Source organism: Chrysosporum bergii ANA360D, from assembly GCF_029891735.1.
Lineage (GTDB): Bacteria > Cyanobacteriota > Cyanobacteriia > Cyanobacteriales > Nostocaceae > Umezakia > Umezakia bergii.
Genome location: NZ_JANQDH010000116.1, coordinates 19,844 through 40,972 on the forward strand (window position 1 = coordinate 19,844; position 21,129 = coordinate 40,972).

Below are 21,129 nucleotides of genomic sequence, written 5' to 3' on the forward strand. Positions count from 1 at the left end.
TTAAAAATAGAAAATCATAACCCAGGCTCAGGGGTTATGTAACTTACAAAAACGAGATAGGATCAAGGTAGCAGTGGCAATGGTAGACCCTGAAGAAAAATTGTTTAGCTTCCAGGATAGTTGGGTTACTCAGAAAGTAACAGAGAAACAACGCCTAGAAGCATTGTCTGAATTAGGTTTACGACAACCAGAAACCATTCCGGTCTTTGAAGAAGCCACTCAAACTGCTGCCCACTTTTTAGAAGCGCCAATCTCCATATTGGGATTTATAGACCAAGAACGTCATTGGTTCAAATCAGCCGTGGGTTTATCTAGGCTAGGACTAATGAATCATCTGGCACAAAACCGTCAGTTATTACGTGAAGAATCCTTTTGTACCCATGTGGTAGAAAGCTATCAAGTTTATGTTATTAACGATACCCATAAAACCTCAAACTCACTACTGAGGAATAGTAAGTTGGTACAAGATTATGGTATACGTGCTTACTTAGGAGCGCCCCTAATTGATACGGGGGGAAATTGTTTGGGCGCATTGGCAGTAATGGATTTAGTGCCACGTAAATTTACAAATCGTGATATTCAATTTATACAAATAATAGCTCGTTGGTGTATGAGTGAATTTGAGTGTAAACGCATGGTGAGGCAAAAACAGCCACAAGAAAGTAAATCAGAGAAGGCTGCTACTTCATCACTCAATCATCAGGCACTAGACATTAAACTTACCCCAGCTGAGGTAGAAAAAAAATCTAGTTCTACGCAGCAAATGAAACTAGAACTTTTAGGAAAAATCACTCAAGAGTTACGTACACCATTAACTTCTGTACTTGGTATGTCCGGTATGTTGGGACGTGAGATTTATGGACCTTTGACAATGAAACAAAAAGAATATCTGGAAATTATTCAACATAGTGGTCAATACTTACTATCTTTAGTCAACGAAATTACCGAACTGGGGTCCTTGGATAAAAATGCCTCAAGGCTCAATCTATCGCCTGTAGATATTGATATGTTATGTCAAAAGGCTATTAACACTCTGAAAGAGGCAGCTAACCGCCGTGAGCAAAATATCCGCCTATCCATAGAACCAGGGTATAGCCGCATTTGGCTGTTGGATAAAGACAAAGTGCGGCAAATCTTACATAATTTAATTTTTAGTGTGATTCAACTCTCCCCTACAGGTAGTGTTGTCCGTGTTCATGTTTCTTATCAGGAAAACAAGCTGAATATTACTGTTTGGGTTTTCCATCCCTGGTTAGGAGATGGGATAACTGAGGTGGACTCCTATTTTCATCTTAGTTATTTCTCCAGAGTGGAACCCACAGCCGAAGCTTCAACCCACAGCAGTGATGGAGACAATGAGGAGGACTCACAAATGTCCGTGGTTGGGGGGGAAACAGCAGATAAATCTCGTATCAATTCTGATCACGATCTAGCTGAAGATTATAGTAACTTGACCCGTGAAAGCTTGGGTCTGCTACTTAGTTGTCAGCTGGCAGAATTTCACGGGGGACAAATTGCTATTCAAGGTTCACGGGACTCAGGACACCGCTATGTACTGTCTTTGCCATTACAGATGCCGACTTCTTCAAAAGTCATGAGTGAGTGATTAAAGTCCAAAAGCGCGGAACAACACTTGAGCAGGGTTATGATCAATTTAACTTGTGGGCGGGTGTACGAATTGATGAGAAAGTGAGTTTATGAATTTAGTCTGGCAACGATTTACTTTATCTTCTTTACCACTCAAAGAATATTTAGCAACCAGCTACTTACACCGTTTTTTGGTGGGACTATTACACCCTTGGCGGCAAAGTAGCATTTTGATGCAATGGGGAGACCCAATAGCAGTTGCTTTACTCAGCTTGGTCTATGCTCTTGCCCCTTTTGTATCCAGTGGCTTAGTAGGACTATTGTTACTAGCCTGTGTGGGATTTTGGCTGCTGTTGACTTTATCCGATGAGTCAGCACCAGCAAATAAACTGTTATTTACGCCTATTCACTTACTGGTCTTACTCTACTGGGCAATTGCCGTAATCTCCACAGCACTATCACCAGTGAAACCAGCAGCTTTTCAAGATTTGGTGGTATTAACCCTTTATCTATTACTGTTTGCCCTTTGCGCTAGGGTGTTGAGGTGGCCTCGGTTGCGATCCTGGCTGATTACCCTGTATTTACATATATCTTTGATTGTTAGTGTATACGGATTGCGGCAATGGTTTTTTGGCGCTAAAGCACTAGCAACTTGGGTAGACCCACAATCTCCCCTTGCTAGAACTACTAGGGTTTATAGTTATTTGGGTAATCCTAATTTATTGGCTGGATATCTTCTACCAGCGGTAGTTTTAAGCTTAGTAGCGATTTTTGCTTGGCAAGGCTGGATGAAAAAAGCTTTAGCCTTAACTATGTTTATTGCTAATGGTGCTTGTTTAATTCTGACTTTTAGTCGTGGTGGCTGGATTGGTCTGGTAGTCGGTGTATTAACTGCCATGGCGTTGCTCGTTTATTGGTGGAGTGTGCAAATGCCTCCTTTTTGGCGTACTTGGTCACTACCAATTATTTTGGCAACTATGACGGGCTTACTCTTGTTAGCAGTAATATTTGTGGAGCCAGTGCGCCTGAGAGTTTGGAGTATTTTTGCAGATCGCCAAGATAGCAGTAATAATTTTCGCAGAAATGTTTGGGATGCTGTTTTTGCAATGATCCGCGATCGCCCCCTGATTGGTATTGGTCCAGGTCACAATTCTTTTAATAAAATTTACCCACTCTACCAACGTCCTCGTTATACGGCTTTGAGTGCTTATTCGCTGTTTTTAGAGGTGGCTGTGGAAACTGGTTTTATTGGTCTAGCCTGTTTTCTTTGGCTGATCATTGTGACGTTCAATAGCGGATTTTCACAACTGCGACGATGGCGACAATCTAGAAACCTTGAGGGATTTTGGTTAATTGGAGCATTGGCTACTGTGGCGGGGATGCTGGCTCACGGAATTGTAGATACTATTTGGTTTCGCCCTGAAGTCAATAGCCTGTGGTGGTTGATGGTGGCTATCATTGCCAGCTACTGGACACCCATCACTTTAAACCAAACTGATAATGTTATTTGTGGTCACGAATAACCCACAGTAAGCTAAAGATAATTACAGGAAAAAACAGCAGAATTCAGGAGCTATGGCTCCTGAATGCAAAATCGACTTTTGTCATTGACATACTCACCGACCTAGAAGGACGAGCTTCTAATCCCATTCTTTTGGTCATTCTCAATTCTGTTCACTTAACGTGGCGTGGCTGATTGTCGGTTTTGAGGATAACTCAAAATTAATTTTCCATAGCTTAGTCTCTGTAGGTTGTACCTCCAGGAGTGGTTGGCTCCCGATAACGAGTAGGTTCATCGCCGCGCTTTCTACCAGCTAAACCTGCTAGACCAAATAGACCAATTAATCCTAACCAACCCCAGTCAAAATCTCGTTGTTCGTAAACAGTCGTTCTCGGTGTAGTTTCTACTCTGGGATCGGTGACTTGGGCATTGACAGGTAGAGTTAAAGGCAGCATTACCATACTCAAACTGAGAAAGCCCGCACCAACTACTTTGGTGAAATTACGTGTCATGGTGAAAATCTCTCATCCCTTCCAACGTTACCCACCACTGTATCGAGTCCTGCAGTTAAGCAAATCAATCTGGGGCTATAAACTAGGCATGATCTTAAGTCACACTGAAGATATACTTTTCATTTTGATTCCATCCAGTTTGATATAGCATTTCTTAAACACGTGAAATACAAATGTAAATGATTGTCTTGTATTGCGAGCATACTTTGACTAAGCTCAGTACAAGTCTTGACCACTAATGATGTACCTCACTTGGGCAACATTCGCTATATGCTCAGGGTTAATAATTTTTCATCGCCCGTTGCATCTCACGTTGATCTTGCCGTTTTTTCAGCGATTCCCGTTTGTCATGTATTTTTTTACCTTTGCCAAGGGCTATACTCACTTTTACCCATCCTCGTTTGAAGTACATTTTTAAAGGTACTAGTGTTAGCCCCTGCTGTTCTACTTTGCCAATTAATTTGCGAATTTCTTGGCGATGTAGCAGCAATTTTCTTGTGCGCCTTGGTTCATGATTAAAATATTGACCACTAGCGTTGTAAGGAGAGATATGCACGTTGATCAGCCATGCTTCGCCATTGCGAATCAAAGCATAACCATCTTGGAGGTTGACTTTACCCGCGCGAATGGATTTGACTTCTGTTCCTGTTAACTCTACTCCAGCTTCAAAAGTTTCTAGAATTTCATATAAATAACGGGCTTGACGGTTGTCACTAATAACTTTGTAACTTTCGCTCTTTTCACTCATTAAACTTTGCTTGCTTTAAATGTGATGCCAAAATGTTGGGAATAGCTGTGAATGTGATCTCAATATCAGCGTTATCCTATACTCTTTTAATTTAGCTTTTTTTTCAGTTATCAACTTTGAGCTTGCCAGTGGAGAACTGGGAGAAAAATTACGGACGCTCAATATTAATTTACACTATTGTGAGTGTCTTATGTAAATTTTGCGTTACAATTTGTCAATACTTACTCATGATTTTAATATTTTCTTCACAAATTAACCCTGATACAGTCATTTGCTGGTAATCCTGTCATAGTATGAAACAGATGATCTCTCATTAAGTAAGTAAACTTCCGAATCAAAAAATGCTAGGGGTCTATTTTCCATGCCCTTGACTATTCTTGTTGTGGATGACGATCTGGGCACTCGTCTATCTATTAGCGATTATCTGGAATTGTCTGGCTACTCTGTGGTTACAGCCAATGACGGTCAAGAAGCTTTGGCAATGGTAGATCACTACCATCCTGATTTGATCGTTACTGACATTATTATGCCACGAATGAATGGCTATGAACTGGTACGTCGGGTACGTCAACAACCGGGATTCCGGTTATTACCCGTAATTTTATTAACAGCACGCACCAAAACCCAGGAAAGAATTTTAGGCTATCAGTCGGGTTGCGATTTGTACTTGCCTAAGCCTTTTGAATTAGAAGAGTTAGCCGCCGCAATTCGTAATCTTCTGGAGCGATCGCACATTATTCAATCTGAGTACCGTTGTTCTCATCCAGAGAGCTTGGGCGGTTTAGTATCCAGCAAACAGGTGGAACTGCCAAATACTGTATCCCATCTGTTGGCATCCTTGACCACCAGGGAACGAGAAGTTTTAGAACTTTTGACTCATGGTTTTTCTAATGTTGATATAGGACATCAACTGCACTTAAGTCCGAGGACGGTAGAAAAGTATGTGAGCAGTCTGTTAAGAAAAACTGCCACCAGCAACCGAGCGGAGCTGGTGCGTTTTGCCATTAAGCATGGGCTGGTGGAATAGGTGCTACACTTTTAGTTTCTGAGTGGCAATGTATGCTAGTAGACCTTCACAGGCATCAACAAGTAAATCTATCACTTGATTAAAACCCTCTACTTCCCCATAATAGGGGTCTGGAACTTCCTTGAGGGTGTGCCGCGTGCAAAATTTACACATTAAGTAAACCTTGTCATGAAATTCCCCAGTGGGATCAAGAGAAAGTATGTCAACATAATTTTCTTGATCCATTGCCAAAATCATATCAAAGTCTTGAAGGTCTAATTTTTGCAACTGCCGACCCTGACCACGCAGTTTAATTCCCAACTTGGCCAGAGCAGCAGCACTCATACGTCTATCGGGTGGGCTACCAATATGATAATTAGACGTACCAGCAGACTCACAGAAAATGCGATCGCTCAACCCAGCCTGGTCAATGAGATGATTCATAATGTTTTCTGCCGATGGGGAACGGCAAATGTTCCCCAGACAGACAAACAGCAGCTTATAAGGCATAAATATCTTACTTAGTACATTAAAGCTACATCCCAGGTATTTCCAGACCACTGGTTAACTCTTCCATCTTTGCCCGCATTGTTGCTGTGGACTTGATATAGGCATCTTTCATTGCTGCTGTCACCAGGTCAGAGAGTAATTCTGCGCCTTGGTTTAAAGCATCTGGGGCAATTTCCACCCGCTTGGGTTCTTGATTACCACTGACAATTACCTTAACCAGTCCACCACCCGATTCTCCCTCGATCTCCATTTGCTCCAATTCTTCTTGAAGAAGTTTAGCGCCTTCTTGAACTTGCTGGGCCTTTTTGAAGGCATCGGCTAGTTCCTTCATTTTTCCTAGGCCAAAACCGAATCCTTGTCCTTTTCCTGTCATAACTGATGGTTCGCGTGTGCGTTGAATAACAAATCAAATTCAATTATAGATGGGGTTGGTAATTTGCCTCTTGGATGGCCAATAATTAATTCTGGGGATTGCGGATTACTCAGTCCCCATATTTTTTTCACCTTAACCAGCAGCCTGAAATTCACCCATCATTTTTACTTCTGGCTGTAAGTAAATAGACCACCGTTCTTTTACTTGCTGCTGAATATAACGAATCAGACAGAAGATGTCGTTGGCCTTGGCTCCACCTCGATTGACGATAAAATTAGCATGTAATAATGCCACTTGAGCGCCACCAATTTGGTATCCTTTTAAACCTGTTTGTTCAATTAGCCACCCGGCGGCATAAGGGGCAGGATTACGAAACACACTACCACAGCTAGGGAAATTGTAGGGCTGGGTAGCGAGTCGATGCTGTTTATGTTGCTTGGTGACAGCCAAAACTTGTGCAGGATCTATACCTGGTTGGAGTTGAAAAGTGGCTTGGGTAACAATCCGTTGGCAACCCCCATGTGTAGAGGAATCGCCACTTTGCAGTGATGAAGTCCTATAGCCATAACCTATCTGGGTAGGGGTGAGAGTTTCTAAAGTCCCATCAGGGGAAAGTACACGGGCGCTAACTAACATATCTGCAATACAGCTGTTATGCGCTCCAGCATTCATAACTACAGCACCCCCAACAGTTCCCGGTATACCCACAGCCCATTCTAATCCCTGCCAACCTAACTTTGCTGCTTCCCATGCTAATCCAGGAATTGATTCTCCCGCAGCCACAGTTAATTGACCTGTTTGGGGATCAAAGTTGTTATGGCGCAGATGACGAGTGGAAATGACTAAGCCTGGTAAACCGCGATCGCTTACTAACAGGTTAGAACCGGCTCCTAGTATTGTTACAGGTAATCCTTGTTCTTTTGCGTATTCCACACTAGCTTGTAATGCTTCCAAATTCCGAGGCGCAACGTACCATTCCGCAGATCCCCCAACCCTATAAGAGGTAAATGCAGATAGGGAAGCTTGTGACTTAATAGTACAATCAGTGTCTTTTAAGTAAATTATTTTACTAACACTTGATTTTTCTGGGTTCTGCTTCTGTGTTGTTGAAGCAAAAATTGTGCAGACATTTTCCACTGCCTGGGATATTTTCATCTTGACGTAAGCTTGTGAAATTTTGACTTTTAAATGCCGTAAAAACACGGCAAGAGAAACAGGTAAACTCCTGCTTTTTCTAGGATGTAGCTATGGCAGGTTGGCAAAGTGTAGCAATTACTTCAGGAATCACCTGATTTAAATTCCCAGCACCTAGAAATAGAGCTAAATCTCCAGGAAGCAGCTTTTGCCGTAATAAATCACTCATTAAGAGCAGATTTGGTTGATAAATCACTTGTGCTTGCAGTTTAGCTATTTCTCCTGCCAGGTCTTCACCGCTAATTTGCCCCAAATTAGCCTCTCCGGCGCTGTAAATATCCGTTATTACAACTAAATCAGCATGAGTAAATGACTGGGCAAATTCTTTTAAAAAGGTGAGTGTGCGACTGTAGCGATGGGGTTGGAAAATCGCCACCACTCTTTGCCCTGGTTTGGCTTGGAGGCGTGCAGCAGCAAGAGTAGCGCGAATTTCACTAGGGTGGTGGGCGTAATCATCAATGAAGGTAATACCACCAACTTCTCCGCGAAACTCAAAGCGTCGTCTCGCCCCTTCAAAAGTGGCAATACTCTTGGCAATTATGCCAAATTCCAAGCCCAAAGCTCGACCCACAGCCACAGCAGCTAGAGCATTGCTGAGATTATGGCGACTGAGCAACCGCAAATTTAACACTCCCAAGGCCTTACCTTTTTCCCAAACTAAGGCTGTGCTACCATCAGCACGATAGTCAATATTAGTAACAGTGTAATCTGCACCGGTCTCTGGGTGGAGACTGTAACTAATTGTTGGTTTAAATCGCTGGCGTACTGTGTCACAATCAATGCAAGCTACCAGAGTTTTACAACCATCTGCAAATTTTTGAAAGATGTTCACTACCTCTTCCAATGTTTCGTAGTGATCAGGATGGTCAAGTTCTATATTAGTAATAATGCCAATATCGGGAGCGTGTTTCACCAGAGAACCATCTGATTCATCTGCTTCAGCTACCAAATACTTGCTTTGCCCTAATCGAGCATTTCCTTGCCAAGCATCTACTTCACCACCTACCAGAATTGTGGGGTCTAAACCAGCTTCTAACAGCATATAGCCAATCATGCTACTGGTTGTAGTTTTGCCATGGGTTCCGGCCACTGCAATACTATAGTAATCTGAAATTAAGGCAGCTAGTACATCAGAACGATGTAAAATTGGACATCCTAATTCCAGAGCTGCTTTGTATTCCAAATTGTTGGCATTAATTGCTGTTGAGCAAACCACTTGAGGCAGTGTTGACCGGACAGGATTGGCTAGTATTTCTGGTGAGGTGAACAATTCACGAGAGCGAAAGAATTGTAAATTACTTGCTTCTTGTTTACCAAAAATATGTGTACCGATGGACTCCAACTTTCGCGTAATATGACTTGGGCGAAGATCAGAACCTGATACTGGCATTTGACGCTTGGCTAGAACGTATGCTAGGGCAGACATACCTATGCCACCAATTCCAATAAAATGAAATGGTCTGCCATTAAAATCTACATAATTACTCATTGATTAGTCCTCTTACACCACACCATAATCAGAAATGACACGCGTATCATAACAGGAATTTGTTTTTACCGTAACTGCGCTTGCATCTTGTTTATACTCAATGTTTGGATTATTTTCCTCTGTTGTCTTGCTGATTGAGAATGATTTTACCCTGGTTAGAGTTTTTTGCTATTTCTAAACTGTTATAAAGACTATTCTGGAAGTTTGTGCCCCATCGGGATAGAAAATGTTGTATTTGCCAATACATCTTTTCCAATTCCTAAATGCTGTTGGTAACAGTTATACATAGGTAGTGTAACTACCTGGAAACTAAATTAAGCTCAGGCAAAAATTCAGCATCATAGTATTTTTGTTTTATCCAAGCCCAATGGAAACTAAATCCAGTTTAGGCATGACTAAACGCAGCACATAGGAATCTTTGGTGACACATTTTATTCCGTTCATTGGGGACACTTACTACTAGCCCAAACAGCGTTGTCTCAAGTAGCGGGGGCAAAAATCATTTAGCTACCATCACTAAACCCTCCTCATACATAAAAAAGCGGCCTTGTTTAAGCATCGCTGGGAGATGCTGCAATTAGCTACAGTAGAAAACCCCCTTGTTTCATATAACTGGTTTCCTTAGTAAAAGCAAAACGATCTGAGACCTCCTATGCTGTCAATACATGGATATACTTGTCTAGTTGTTATGGAAATAATAACTGGTACTGAATTGTGAGTTTGGATACATCTAAAACCCTACCCCGTTAGTAGCCTGGACTGGAACTAGCACAAATGTGTGCTTGGTTAATTGCACCAGGACTGTTAGGTGATGAAACCATAACTCAAAGCGAGGTCATCTGCCAACAAGTAGACCAACTCCTAAAACAGGAGTCATTCACTTTTCACTGGCAATTATTGAATATACCCTTAGTAGGAATTTCGTCAAGTCTGATTCCTAAACTTTGCCGCGAAGCCCAGTCAATTGGCCATCTAGTTACACCATCGGTAAGATCCTACATCACCACTCACAACCTTTACTCAGGTAAACCTGAATAGTATTGATTATGTTTTTTTGCTCGATATTAGCAATCATGTTTATTAATACTCCCCCCTTTGCGATATGATTGGGGTCAAAGATATCAATTTATAGGCATAAATACAGAGGGGAAGACACTGTGATTAGAGTCGCAATCAATGGTTTTGGGCGTATTGGACGTAATTTTGCACGCTGCTGGGTAGGCAGAGAAAATAGCAAAATTGAGCTTGTGGCTGTCAATGACACATCAGATCCTAGAACTAATGCTCATCTCCTCAAGTATGACTCAATGCTGGGGAAGTTAAAGGATGTCCACATTACAGCCGATGATAACTCTATCAGCGTGAATGGTAAGACCATTAAATGTGTATCAGATCGCAACCCGGAAAACTTGCCCTGGAAAGAGTGGGGAATTGACCTCATTATCGAGGCAACAGGCGTATTCACCAGCAGAGAAGGGTCACAGAAGCATTTGAATGCTGGAGCTAAAAAAGTTCTGATCACAGCTCCTGGTAAAAACGAAGATGGTACTTTTGTCATGGGTGTGAATCATCATGACTATGATCACAACCAGCACCACATCATCAGTAACGCCAGCTGTACTACCAACTGCTTGGCTCCCATAGCCAAAGTGTTGAACGATAAATTCAAAATCATCAAAGGCACGATGACCACCACCCACAGCTACACTGGTGACCAGCGCTTGCTAGATGCTTCTCACCGAGATTTGCGCCGGGCGCGGGCAGCTGCTATTAACATTGTTCCTACTTCCACCGGTGCAGCAAAAGCAGTGGCTCTGGTGATTCCAGAACTCAAAGGTAAGTTGAATGGTGTGGCTTTGCGTGTACCTACGCCCAACGTTTCCATGGTGGATTTCGTAGTTCAGGTTGAGAACCCCACTATTACTGAAGAAGTGAATCAAGCTCTTAAAGATGCCTCTCAAACTTCATTAAAGGGCATTTTGGACTACAGCGAACTACAGTTAGTGTCTTCTGATTATCAAGGTACTGATGCTTCTTCAATTGTTGATGCCAGCTTAACTATGGTTATGGGTAATGACTTGGTGAAAGTTATGGCTTGGTATGACAATGAGTGGGGTTATAGCCAAAGAGTTCTAGATTTGGCAGAACTAGTAGCCGAAAAGTGGGTTTAGTGATTAGTAATCAATCATTTGTAAGCTATTGAGTAAAATGTTGAAATCCCCGGCTGAGACTTAAAACTTGGTCGGGGAGTTTTTTATCTTGATGGCATAGTATTACTTGGGAACCTGTGGTAATAGTTCCGACTATAGCGGCACTGTGTCCTAGTTTTGACACTTTTGACACTAAAGTATTAGCTAAAATTTCTGGTAGGCACAGTACTAATTCAAAGTCTTCACCACCGTAAAGACCATATTCCAGGGCTTGTTCTGGTGTTAGCCAGTGGTGAAATGTTGCTGGTAAGGGAATTTGCTCTGTTTCTAGGACAGCGCCAACACCACTGGCGCGGCAAATTTGCAAAATAGCATCCGCTAAACCGTCACTGCTGTCCATGCCGGCTATAAACCGATGAGGAGATAAAGGGTAAGATTGGACAATTTGCCAGAGTATGGGTAAAACATCTAATCTGGGTAGGGGGCGCTGGTGTGCTTTGATCAGGGTTTTTTGTTCTGGGTCGCTGAGGTTTTGCCTTAATTCTGGATGCAGGAGTAATTGTAAGCCGGCGTGGGATGCTCCGTGAACACCTGTAACTACGATGGCATCACCTACTTGAGCCACAGAGCGACGGATAATTCTCTGGGGCTGGACTTGACCAAAGGCAGTAATGGCCACAGTGGTGACGGGCGATCGCACGATGTCACCGCCCACAATTGAGGTATTGTATTTCTGGAGGCATTCTGTTATTCCCTGATATAAACGCTCAACCCAACTGACCATAAGTTCCCCTGGTAGTCCCAACCCGACGGTAATTCCTATGGGAACAGCCCCCATGGCCGCCAAATCGGATAAATTGGCAGATACAGCCCGCCAGCCAGCATCTTCTGGAGATGTAGTGACATCACTAAAATGCACGCCATCAACCAGTACATCTGTTGTCACTACTAAAGAATGATCAGGTGTGGTTGATAGTACTGCTGCATCATCGCCAATTATTTCCGGGGGACAGAAACGCTGTAATGTTGCTAAAATGCCTTGTTCGCCAATATCTTTAACTTTGGTCATTAGTCATTAGTCATTGGTGATTAGTCATTGGTCATTGGTCAAGAAAAGAGGAGCAGTAATTAACAACTCCTCGAATTTTCCTATTTACACTCGGTAGTTTTCTATGTTTCTTGGGGCTGAACTAAGTTTTCTATGCCCTCGATGACGGCTGCTGTTTTAATTGTGTCACCTTGTTTGAGCTGATCCAAAACTTCTCTACCATCAATGAGATAGCCAAAAACAGCATAGCGACCATCTAGCAAGTTTCGTCCCGCAGGAGTGAGTTCTGGTTCAAACAAGAAAAAGAAAAATTGAGAGGAACCTCCATTAACTTCGCTTTCAGGGCGAGCCATTGCCAAGGCACCAAAGGAAGAAAAAGGCAGAACGGGCATATCCAGATACCGCCCGGCTTGTTCCAGAGTGATGCCATAGGTGGGTTCCCTGTCCCCTTCCACTAAGATTTCTAAAGGAATGGCACGGTATTGGTTAGTGTTTGGATCAATAAAACCTACTTCCTTTCCTTGTGGGTCTCCGGTTTGCAGCACGTAAGATTCTTCAGCACGGGTAAACTCTAGTCCGTTATAAAAACCTCGTTGCACTAAATCCACAAAGTTACCTGCTGTGACAGGGGCGCTATAACCATCTACCACCACAGTCAGATTGCCTTTATTAGTTGCAAAAGCTATTGTAGCTCGACCTTTGAGTTGAGGTAGGTTACTATACTCAGCAGGTACTTCAAAGGGGTATTCTGTCACCATTGACTCTTCTAATTCGGTGACCAGATCCAGCAGTTGGTTTCTGCCTTGTAGAATTTGTTCTTTGTCTTTGAGTTTTACGATTTCTTGGAGTGAATCCACACCGGATTGCAATTCATTGATCCAGGCTTGGGCTTGAGGTTGGCGTTCTGGGGGAACGCTTGCTAGGATTTTGCTAGATTGACTGAGAATGCGTGATGCCTTTTTCAAATCGCTAGAGATAGCACGCCAGCGCCGATTAGCCCGCAGTTGGGTGGATATATCTTCTAAGCTGGCTTGCAGTTCTCTAACTGGTTTATTGTCTATGGGGAGTGCATACCTTAATAAGGCTTTGCCTTCAGTAATAGGATTTCTAGATGGCAAGGCAGCTTGACTACTAGGACTCCAAGCGGCTGTACTTATGCCTAAAAATATTGTTACTAACAATATTGTCATTAGGCTGTTCTTCAGCCAAGATTTTAATATCTTAAACATGGTGGAATAATTCAAATGCAACATCGAATTGTTGGCTAGGCTTAACCCATCAATCATCTTCCCACAGTACGAGTACTCAGTAATGGGGGATTTTACATCGGGGATGAAAAAACTAGTTCCAGTACCCTTCTAGTCCCCACTTCCCCATGACTTGACTAATTACTTGATGATTAATGACTAATTACCACTTTTGAAGGGTACAATATATGCCGATTGTCTTCCAAAACTTGAAAGCTTCATGATCTCTAGTAACGACTTTCGACCCGGCGTATCAATTGTATTAGATGGGTCAGTATGGCGAGTGATAGAATTTCTCCACGTTAAGCCAGGTAAAGGCTCTGCCTTTGTGCGGACAAAACTAAAAAACGTCCAAGGTGGCAACGTTGTAGAAAGAACCTTCCGCGCTGGGGAAACAGTACCTCAAGCAACTCTGGAAAAATTGACGATGCAGCATACCTACAAAGAGGGCGATGAGTTTGTCTTTATGGATATGGAAACTTACGACGAGGGCAGACTCTCTGCCGCCCAAATTGGCGAGCGCGTCAAATACCTAAAGGAAGGTATGGAAGTTAACGTGGTTCGTTGGGGTGAACAAGTGCTAGAAGTGGAACTACCCAACTCTGTGGTTTTGGAAGTTATCCAAACAGATCCAGGAGTCAAAGGTGATACTGCTACAGGGGGAACTAAACCGGCTGTTCTGGAAACAGGAGCAACTGTCATGGTTCCTTTGTTTGTTGCTCAAGGTGAACGTATCAAAATTGATACTCGTGAAGATAAATATTTAGGCAGGGAATAAGTTTGCTTTGTTTCCACAAAGCCAAGCGGATTTCAGTCCCTATTATGTTAGGGATTACATCCCTACCACATTTCAAATTTGATTTACGGTTAGGTCGAGGTAATAAAAACTGTGCCATTGGAATTTAACGAAATCCGCCAACTACTGGCAACTATCGCCCAAACAGACATTACAGAAGTAACTCTCAAAAGCGACGAATTTGAACTAACGGTACGTAAATCGGCTCAGGAAAAACTTACCGCACATCCTAATCAGATTATAGAGGTGGGTAAAAGTCCCGTTTTGGAAACTCCTGTCACTAAATCTGGTGTGGAGGTACCAGCACCCCCATCAGCCATTGATAAGAGATTAGTAGAAGTGGCTTCGCCCATGGTAGGGACGTTTTATAGCGCTCCTGCACCCGGTGAAGCGCCTTTTGTTAAAGTGGGCGATCGCGTCCGTGTTGGTCAAACAGTTTGTATCATTGAAGCTATGAAGCTGATGAATGAAATTGAGGCTGAAGTATCCGGACAAATCATGGAAATTCTCTTACAAAATGGTGAACCAGTGGAATATGGGCAGCCTTTGATGCGAATTAACCCGGATTAGGTATTGCTGAAGATGGCTGATTTGGTAGACAGATATTTCCCAACTTTGACTTAATAAGCTGCTACGCAGCTTATTAAGTTAGATGAAGTGAAAACAAAAACAACCGTAGTTTTAACACCTAGGGCATGGTATTAGAGGTATTAGCGCAAGGGAATTAGTTGAAGAATGGGGAAGGCGATTAAAATCGCCAACGGCTAACCCCCATGTCTGAAGGTATTAGCTCTGCTCGCCGTTGATATTTCGGTCAGTTATCAGTTATCGGTGTTGATAACTGATAACTATAACTGAATTAGAGGGGATATTTTTGCTCAAAGCTTTCACGAGTTAATGGCTGTTGCAATTCCACACCCTCACCGCCTAAAACATCCAACTGTTCTCCTTGTACCTCAATGTACACTTTAGCCTTGGGATTTATGGTTGTCGCAGTGTAAACAACTTGTCCGATGCGAGCCATCATGGAGGTAGTACCGCCGCCTGTGGTAAAGTCCTCAGATAAATTAACGTGAACCTCATCATTTTCTGTCTTCACCCCCAGTAACTTGGTTCCTGGGGGGATAGTTGTTGAGTCTGTACCTTCTGTTGGTCCGGCTAACAAAGCTTGGAAAGCTTTTTCTAAAACTTGGTTCGGTTGTGTAGCAGCTATTTTGACTGGTTGGGGAACTAAATCCACACCTTGACCCCTTGGTTTGAGCCAGTAAACATTAGGTGTTTGCTCTTGGACTGGCTGGGTAGTTGATGACTGATTGGGCTGTGTAATGGTTGGAGATGGTTTGGTGGGTGTAGGAGACTGGTTAGAAGCAAACCAAGCTACACCACCACCCACCGCTACAACTGCTGCTGACACTGCTGCAATTACACCTGAAGAAATACGCTGAGATCCTTGTTGGTCCTTCATATTTAAAACCTGATTGACTAGGAAGTGAGTTAGTGTGGCTGGTGAACAGCAGACTGGTTAAAGACGATATCGACACATGGTAAGTTGCTGAAAAACTCAAGATACTTTTATTGACGAAAAATACCAATTGCGAATATGGGCTGGGCTATTTCAGCAATTCCTCATCTTGCACCCATAGTAACTTTATTTTATCTTTATTTTAGGTGGAGTCTTATCCCCCGTCACCTCAACCTTAATCTCAATATAATTGTTTTGTAGCAACATGGATACTAACATGGACTACGGAAAGATGTTTAAGAGGGGAACACCCTCGATTAGAAAATATAATCTAAATTTCTCAAATCATATTATATTAATAATTAGTCCCTGACTTATGGTCAGGAAAACGAGAAAATCCTCAAGGTTACTGGTTGATGTGGTGGAATAAACCGGGAAATTTGTTATTGTGGGGGTTTGAGTTGGTTTAACAAGAACGACACCAGAAAGAAGCTGCTTTACAACGGTTACAAGAATTAAAAAGAAAGCTGCGGGATGCAGGATTTCAAGGTTAAAGATGTCTCATCTGCCAGATCCTCTGGCTAAGAGTTGAGTGGTGATTGAGCAGTCAACGGAATAATGAGTCAGCATAATTGATACAAGTTCTAAAAGGATAATCAGCCATAACTTCCAGCCTAGATCACCCTTCAACAACTCGATTCATCCCTAGGTGTGAATTTGTTGGACAAATTTTGACACTCCGCCAGGCTTTAGCCGTTGGTATTTCGGTCAATTAATTTAATTTAAATTCCTTTGAATCCAACTTTTGTTTCTATATTTTGTTGTATTGGTGCAGATTCTACTCCATTGGGGGTAACTTTGGGATGATGTTGTTGCCAAATACCAAATTGGCTAATAAATATACCCAATAAAATCACAATACCGCCTATATATTGAGCTTGAGTGGGAGTTTCACCCAAAATGAAATAAGCTGCTAAAATGCCGGCAATGGGGGTAAATGAACCAACTAAGGAAGCGACAGAAACACTTGCATTTCTCAAACCCTTAACCCAAAAAGATTGACCCAAAACTATAATCACCACCCCATAAAATAACATCCACTGCCACAACAGAGGAGAGAATGGGTCTGTAAAGTGTTCCTTACCATAAAGCACGATGGCACTCAAGAAAAAAATCACCGTTCCCAAAGCAGTACGAAAAATATTATAAATTCCTATGGGGATACGAGAGAGATGCTGTTTACTCATGATGGTGGAAAAAGCTACAGCTACTGAGGCTATGGCTGTGAAAAACTCTCCTAATCCTAAATTGAAACTACCCACTTTCATTATCTCTTGTTCTGGTGTCTGAAGAAAAATAGCGAGAATCACACCTAGGAAAGCGGCTAGGGCTCCGACAACTTCCCAAATACTTACTCTTTCTTTCAAGACCCAAAAAGATAAAGCCAAAATTAGGGGGGGTTCTAATCTACCAACTAAAATAATATTGTTCACTTCAGTTAACTCTAAGGCTTGGAAAATTAAGCTGGGAGCAACAGCACCTGAGAGAATGGCTACCAAAGTCAAAATAAACCAATTTTTACGGGATATTTGCCGCAAATGTGCTTTTTTCCACTGTTGCCTATAAATTAAGGTCATAACAATTAAGGCGCAGATGTTTCCCACAAATAAAACGTTACACAGGGAAATGGGATTGCGTCCATTGATTAAGTTTTGGGAACCGATTTCAGTCACCTTCCGAGTAACTGCACCAGATGAGCCAAAAATTAAAACTGCTAGCCAGAGATAGGCTTGTCCGGGAATACTCTGAATTAAACGATGCCATTTTTTTGGACTAGCTACCATCACACCACGATAATAAAAACATTGTTAATTATAGTAGGCTTGACTATTGCTTAAACGACAACTGCTTCCACAACTGCACTTTGCATTTTATTCATTGCATCTAATAAATTTTGCAATTGCTGGTCAGGTTTTAATACAGCTAAACCCCGGACTGTAACTTTACCAGGAGAATAAACAAAACGGGTTTTTAAATGATCTGGCAAGTTGGCTGCTAGTAAGTTCCAGGCTGGTTCTTCCATAGGGGTTTCTAAAACAATGTGTTGCTTGTTCTCTGGTTTAATGCGGCTAAATCCTAATTTCTTGGACAGCTGCTTTAGTTCCATGACTCGTAATAGTTGATTGGCTGGAACTGGTAAAGCACCATAGCGATCGCTCCACTCAGCCGCGATATACTGTAATTCTTCTAAAGACTTTGCCGCGGCCACGGCACGGTAAGCACTCATTTTTTGGTCTAAATCAGGAATATAATCAGATGGGATAAATGCTGTCAAGTTGAGGTCTATTTGAGTATCATCAACTTTGGGTATTTCTTGTCCTCTAATTTCCCGAATCGCTTCTTCTAACATTTCCATATATAAATCAAAACCGATGGCTTCCATTTGACCGGACTGTTCAGCACCCAGTAAGTTACCGACTCCCCTAATTTCCATATCCCGCATTGCTAATTGATATCCAGAGCCTAGTTGAGTAAATTCTTGAATCGCCCGTAGCCTTTGTCGGGCTGCATCTGATAGGGCTTGTTGCTGGGGATAAAATAACCAAGCGTGTGCTTGTATTCCTGCACGTCCCACACGCCCGCGTAATTGGTATAACTGAGATAAACCAAAACGGTGGGCATCTTCAATTAAAATGGTGTTAACTCGGGGAATATCTAAACCCGATTCAATAATTGTTGTACAAACGAGAATGTCGGCATCACCATTACTAAAGGTGAGCATGGTTGATTCTAACTCGCTTTCATTCATTTGACCATGAGCAATGGCAAATCTGGCGCTGGGTATCATTTCCCGTAATTTAGCTGTTAGTTCCTCAATGCCTTCTACTCGTGGAACTACATAAAATACTTGTCCACCCCTGTCTATTTCTTGACGAATGGCACTGCGGATAATTTCTGCTTGCAATGGTGCAAGGTGAGTTTTAATTGGTCTTCTGGTGGGGGGTGGCGTGGTAATCAAACTCATTTCCCGAATTCCCGACAAGGACATATATAAAGTCCGGGGGATGGGGGTAGCCGAAAGGGTCAGGACATCAACCTGGGTTTTCAAACTTTTAATTTTTTCCTTTTGGTTCACGCCAAATCGTTGTTCTTCATCCACCACCAATAAACCTAAATCCCGAAAGGTGACACTTTTACCCAAAAGCTGATGTGTACCCACTACTATATCTAATTCTCCGGTGGCTAATCGCTTTTGAATGGTGCGACGTTCTTCTGCGGTGCGAAAACGATTTAATAAGCCAATGTTAATTGGGTAAGGAGCAAAGCGTTCTTTGAGGGTGTGGTAATGTTGTTGTGTGAGAATGGTGGTGGGTGCTAATAGTGCTACTTGTTTACCTGCTGTGACGGCTTTAAAAATTGCCCGAATGGCTACTTCTGTTTTACCAAAGCCCACATCACCACAAATCAAGCGGTCCATGGGGCGACTGCTTTCCATGTCTCGTTTTACGTCTTGTACGGCTTTGAGTTGGTCGGTGGTGGGTTGGTAGGGGAAGGAATCTTCCATTTCTACTTGCCAAGGCATATCTTGAGGATAGTTATAGCCTTCTTGTTTGGATCTGGCTGCATAAAGTTTCAGCAAATCCACGGCTAGTTTTTTGATGGCCTTGCGGACTCGGTTTTTGGTGTTGTCCCAAACTTTACCGGTCATTTTGTGCAGTTCTGGCGGTTTCTCTCCCATGCGGCGAAACCGGGATAAAGAACCTACTTGATCCGCAGCGACTCTGAGAGTCCCGTCAGCATACTTGAGTACTAAATAATCACGGGTTTCCTGATTAATGGTTAGACTCTCTAGCTTAACAAATTGACCAACGCCGTGGCTTTTGTGAACTACATAGTCACCCTGACGCAGCTTGTGGGGGTCTACTTGTTTGGAACTGGCTTGGCGACGTTTGCGGATATATCCTGGTGTGGCTAGGGAATGCTGTCCGTAAAATTCCCGGTCTGTGACTACTACTAAACGATAGGTGGGTAAAATAAAACCTTCTAGTTCTGCTAAACCAGAATATTTTAGGGCTACGGGTATATGATTGATTTGGAGTTTGTCTATGGCTTGGTAATCCCGGGGATTGGGGATAAACTGAGCGGGACAGTCGTGTTCTTGCAGTAGGGCTACAGAGCGGGATGGTTGGGCAGAAATGAGCCAAATGGAAAAGTTGCGATCGCGCTCTTGTCTCAATGTTTCCGCTAGTTTACCAAATTGATGGGGTGTCACAGTTAACCCACGGCTGGCTAAGTTTATGCCACTGTTTTCTGTGGCTAATTCTGATAAGTATAAAGTTTTAAATTGACTTATGTCAGCCAGACATTCAGCAAAACACCGATGAATTTTGGGCAATTCCCTAGTGATGGTTGTAGATGCTTCCTCAATGGACATCCTCCATTGTTCTTCTGCATTTTCTACCCAGCGATGGCTATGAGCATGACACTGTTCTGGTTCATCTATGACAATTAAGGTATTTTCACTTAGATAATCTAAGATAGAAGCCGGTGGTGCAAAAGCCAACCCCAAAAAACGCTGCACTTCTAGTAGTTCTGAGTCTGTTAATTCAGCTTTGTGTTCTAGTGCTGCTAAGACAATGGGAGCAAAGCTGGTGGGGGTCAAGGTAATTTGCTCAATTTTGTCGAGGGCGGAACGTTGACTGGCTGGGTCAAATTCGCGGATTTTTTCAATTTCGTCGCCAAACCACTCTAGTCTAACTGGCATTTCCGACGAAACGGGAAAGATATCAACAATATCACCACGGCGACTCCATTGTCCTTCTGTTTCTACCAGTGGGACTCGTTCATACCCCAATTTAGCGATTTTTTCGCCGAAACTATCTAGGTCAAATTCCATCCCCCGCTTCACTGTTAGACAACAAGGTGTAAAGGCTGCTGGGGGTGGTAAATGGGGTTGTAGTGCGCTAACGGTGGCTACAATAGCCAAAGAATTTTGGGGTGTGGAATTAAAGTCTTTATTGACCAAATCTGCCAAAACCTGCATCTGACCCCAGGTCATTTCTGTTTCTGGGTCAAAAGGTTCGTAAGGAGAAGCTTCAGAAGTGGGATAAAAATGTACTGTGTGCCATCCCATCGCTTCTAACTGTGCATAAGCGCGTCCCGCTTCTTCTAGGGTTGGTACTACTAGCAACAAATTTCTGCCTGCATTTTGTGCTAAGGCCGAAACTACTAGACCTTTGGGTAGACGAGAAAGACCGTTTAAGCGTAATTCTTGTTGGTGATTTAATTTTGAGAGTAACTCGGTGCTGAGGGGCGATCGCCCCAAAGCCCGCACAATAGAAGAAAATGCCATAAGTTTGACTACAGGAGGAAGTGGTTAAAGATAAGAAAAATTAGAGTTAGTCTATATTCACCATTTTAAAAGTGTTACGTGTCCGGTTTTTATGGCTGTGCAAGAATCATCAAAAACTTAAACCATGACTTTATGATCTGCATCTTCAATACT

Annotated in this window: 17 protein-coding genes and 1 pseudogene; 7 read left to right on the top strand and 11 right to left on the bottom strand. The window is 42.6% G+C overall.

All coding sequences use genetic code 11. From position 1 onward, the window contains the following. Positions 1-79 precede the first annotated feature (79 nt). Both NWP17_RS16665 and NWP17_RS16670 read left to right on the top strand, forming a co-directional pair. Positions 80-1,606 (top strand): GAF domain-containing sensor histidine kinase, encoded by a 1,527-nt coding sequence (locus tag NWP17_RS16665; RefSeq protein ID WP_280655995.1) that lies wholly within the window; start codon positions 80-82, stop codon positions 1,604-1,606. Between the two features lie 91 nt (positions 1,607-1,697). After that, on the top strand, positions 1,698-3,110 hold the full coding sequence (locus NWP17_RS16670; RefSeq protein ID WP_280655996.1) for an IctB family putative bicarbonate transporter: 1,413 nt from the start codon (positions 1,698-1,700) through the stop codon (positions 3,108-3,110). Positions 3,111-3,324: 214 nt separating this feature from the next. On the opposite strand, the gene NWP17_RS16675 is transcribed toward NWP17_RS16670, so the two are convergent. Together NWP17_RS16675 and smpB are read right to left on the bottom strand one after the other, a co-directional pair. Beyond that, the gene (locus NWP17_RS16675; protein WP_280655997.1) at positions 3,325-3,600 is read right to left on the bottom strand and encodes a WGxxGxxG family protein; all 276 of its coding nucleotides are present in this window, start codon (positions 3,598-3,600) and stop codon (positions 3,325-3,327) included. 280 nt (positions 3,601-3,880) lie between these two features. Next, positions 3,881-4,348, bottom strand: coding sequence for an SsrA-binding protein SmpB (gene smpB / locus NWP17_RS16680; RefSeq protein ID WP_280655998.1), 468 nt, complete (start codon positions 4,346-4,348; stop codon positions 3,881-3,883). A 361-nt stretch (positions 4,349-4,709) separates the two neighbouring features. Between smpB and NWP17_RS16685 the strand changes: the two genes are divergently transcribed. Next, the gene (locus NWP17_RS16685) at positions 4,710-5,375 is read left to right on the top strand and encodes a response regulator transcription factor (RefSeq protein WP_280655999.1); all 666 of its coding nucleotides are present in this window, start codon (positions 4,710-4,712) and stop codon (positions 5,373-5,375) included. A gap of 3 nt (positions 5,376-5,378) precedes the next feature. Here the strand turns inward: NWP17_RS16685 and NWP17_RS16690 are convergent, their stop codons facing one another. The 4 genes from NWP17_RS16690 to murC all read right to left on the bottom strand — a co-directional run bounded on the left by NWP17_RS16690 (position 5,379) and on the right by murC (position 8,920). Then, positions 5,379-5,864: a low molecular weight protein-tyrosine-phosphatase gene (locus NWP17_RS16690; protein WP_280656000.1), complete on the bottom strand. Its 486-nt coding sequence runs from the start codon at positions 5,862-5,864 to the stop codon at positions 5,379-5,381. A 25-nt stretch (positions 5,865-5,889) separates the two neighbouring features. After that, positions 5,890-6,237 (bottom strand): YbaB/EbfC family nucleoid-associated protein, encoded by a 348-nt coding sequence (locus NWP17_RS16695; RefSeq protein ID WP_280656001.1) that lies wholly within the window; start codon positions 6,235-6,237, stop codon positions 5,890-5,892. Positions 6,238-6,369: 132 nt separating this feature from the next. Continuing rightward, on the bottom strand, positions 6,370-7,392 hold the full coding sequence (gene murB, locus NWP17_RS16700; protein ID WP_280656002.1) for a UDP-N-acetylmuramate dehydrogenase: 1,023 nt from the start codon (positions 7,390-7,392) through the stop codon (positions 6,370-6,372). A gap of 79 nt (positions 7,393-7,471) precedes the next feature. Then, complete coding sequence (gene murC, locus NWP17_RS16705) at positions 7,472-8,920, bottom strand: UDP-N-acetylmuramate--L-alanine ligase (RefSeq protein WP_280656003.1); 1,449 nt, start codon at positions 8,918-8,920, stop codon at positions 7,472-7,474. Positions 8,921-9,328: 408 nt separating this feature from the next. Between murC and NWP17_RS16710 the strand changes: the two are divergent. After that, positions 9,329-9,958: pseudogene (locus NWP17_RS16710) on the top strand (nucleotidyl transferase family protein). Between the two features lie 119 nt (positions 9,959-10,077). Beyond that, positions 10,078-11,091, top strand: a complete 1,014-nt coding sequence (locus NWP17_RS16715; RefSeq protein WP_280656004.1) for a type I glyceraldehyde-3-phosphate dehydrogenase — start codon at positions 10,078-10,080, stop codon at positions 11,089-11,091. A gap of 25 nt (positions 11,092-11,116) precedes the next feature. On the opposite strand, the gene thiL is transcribed toward NWP17_RS16715, so the two are convergent. Together thiL and NWP17_RS16725 are read right to left on the bottom strand one after the other, a co-directional pair. Continuing rightward, positions 11,117-12,139 (bottom strand): thiamine-phosphate kinase, encoded by a 1,023-nt coding sequence (gene thiL, locus NWP17_RS16720; protein ID WP_280656005.1) that lies wholly within the window; start codon positions 12,137-12,139, stop codon positions 11,117-11,119. Between the two features lie 101 nt (positions 12,140-12,240). Further along, positions 12,241-13,347, bottom strand: a complete 1,107-nt coding sequence (locus tag NWP17_RS16725) for a peptidylprolyl isomerase (RefSeq protein ID WP_280656006.1) — start codon at positions 13,345-13,347, stop codon at positions 12,241-12,243. A gap of 238 nt (positions 13,348-13,585) precedes the next feature. Here NWP17_RS16725 and efp point away from each other — a divergent pair, with 238 nt between their 5' ends. Both efp and accB read left to right on the top strand, forming a co-directional pair. After that, positions 13,586-14,143, top strand: a complete 558-nt coding sequence (gene efp, locus NWP17_RS16730; RefSeq protein WP_280656007.1) for an elongation factor P — start codon at positions 13,586-13,588, stop codon at positions 14,141-14,143. Positions 14,144-14,254: 111 nt separating this feature from the next. Continuing rightward, positions 14,255-14,731, top strand: coding sequence for an acetyl-CoA carboxylase biotin carboxyl carrier protein (accB, locus tag NWP17_RS16735; RefSeq protein ID WP_280656008.1), 477 nt, complete (start codon positions 14,255-14,257; stop codon positions 14,729-14,731). A 289-nt stretch (positions 14,732-15,020) separates the two neighbouring features. On the opposite strand, the gene NWP17_RS16740 is transcribed toward accB, so the two are convergent. The 3 genes from NWP17_RS16740 to mfd all read right to left on the bottom strand — a co-directional run bounded on the left by NWP17_RS16740 (position 15,021) and on the right by mfd (position 20,976). Continuing rightward, positions 15,021-15,626: a GerMN domain-containing protein gene (locus NWP17_RS16740; RefSeq protein WP_280656009.1), complete on the bottom strand. Its 606-nt coding sequence runs from the start codon at positions 15,624-15,626 to the stop codon at positions 15,021-15,023. 779 nt (positions 15,627-16,405) lie between these two features. Then, positions 16,406-17,467 (bottom strand): DMT family transporter, encoded by a 1,062-nt coding sequence (locus NWP17_RS16745; RefSeq protein ID WP_280656010.1) that lies wholly within the window; start codon positions 17,465-17,467, stop codon positions 16,406-16,408. 50 nt (positions 17,468-17,517) lie between these two features. Further along, complete coding sequence (mfd, locus tag NWP17_RS16750; protein WP_280656011.1) at positions 17,518-20,976, bottom strand: transcription-repair coupling factor; 3,459 nt, start codon at positions 20,974-20,976, stop codon at positions 17,518-17,520. Between the last annotated feature and the right edge of the window lie 153 nt (positions 20,977-21,129).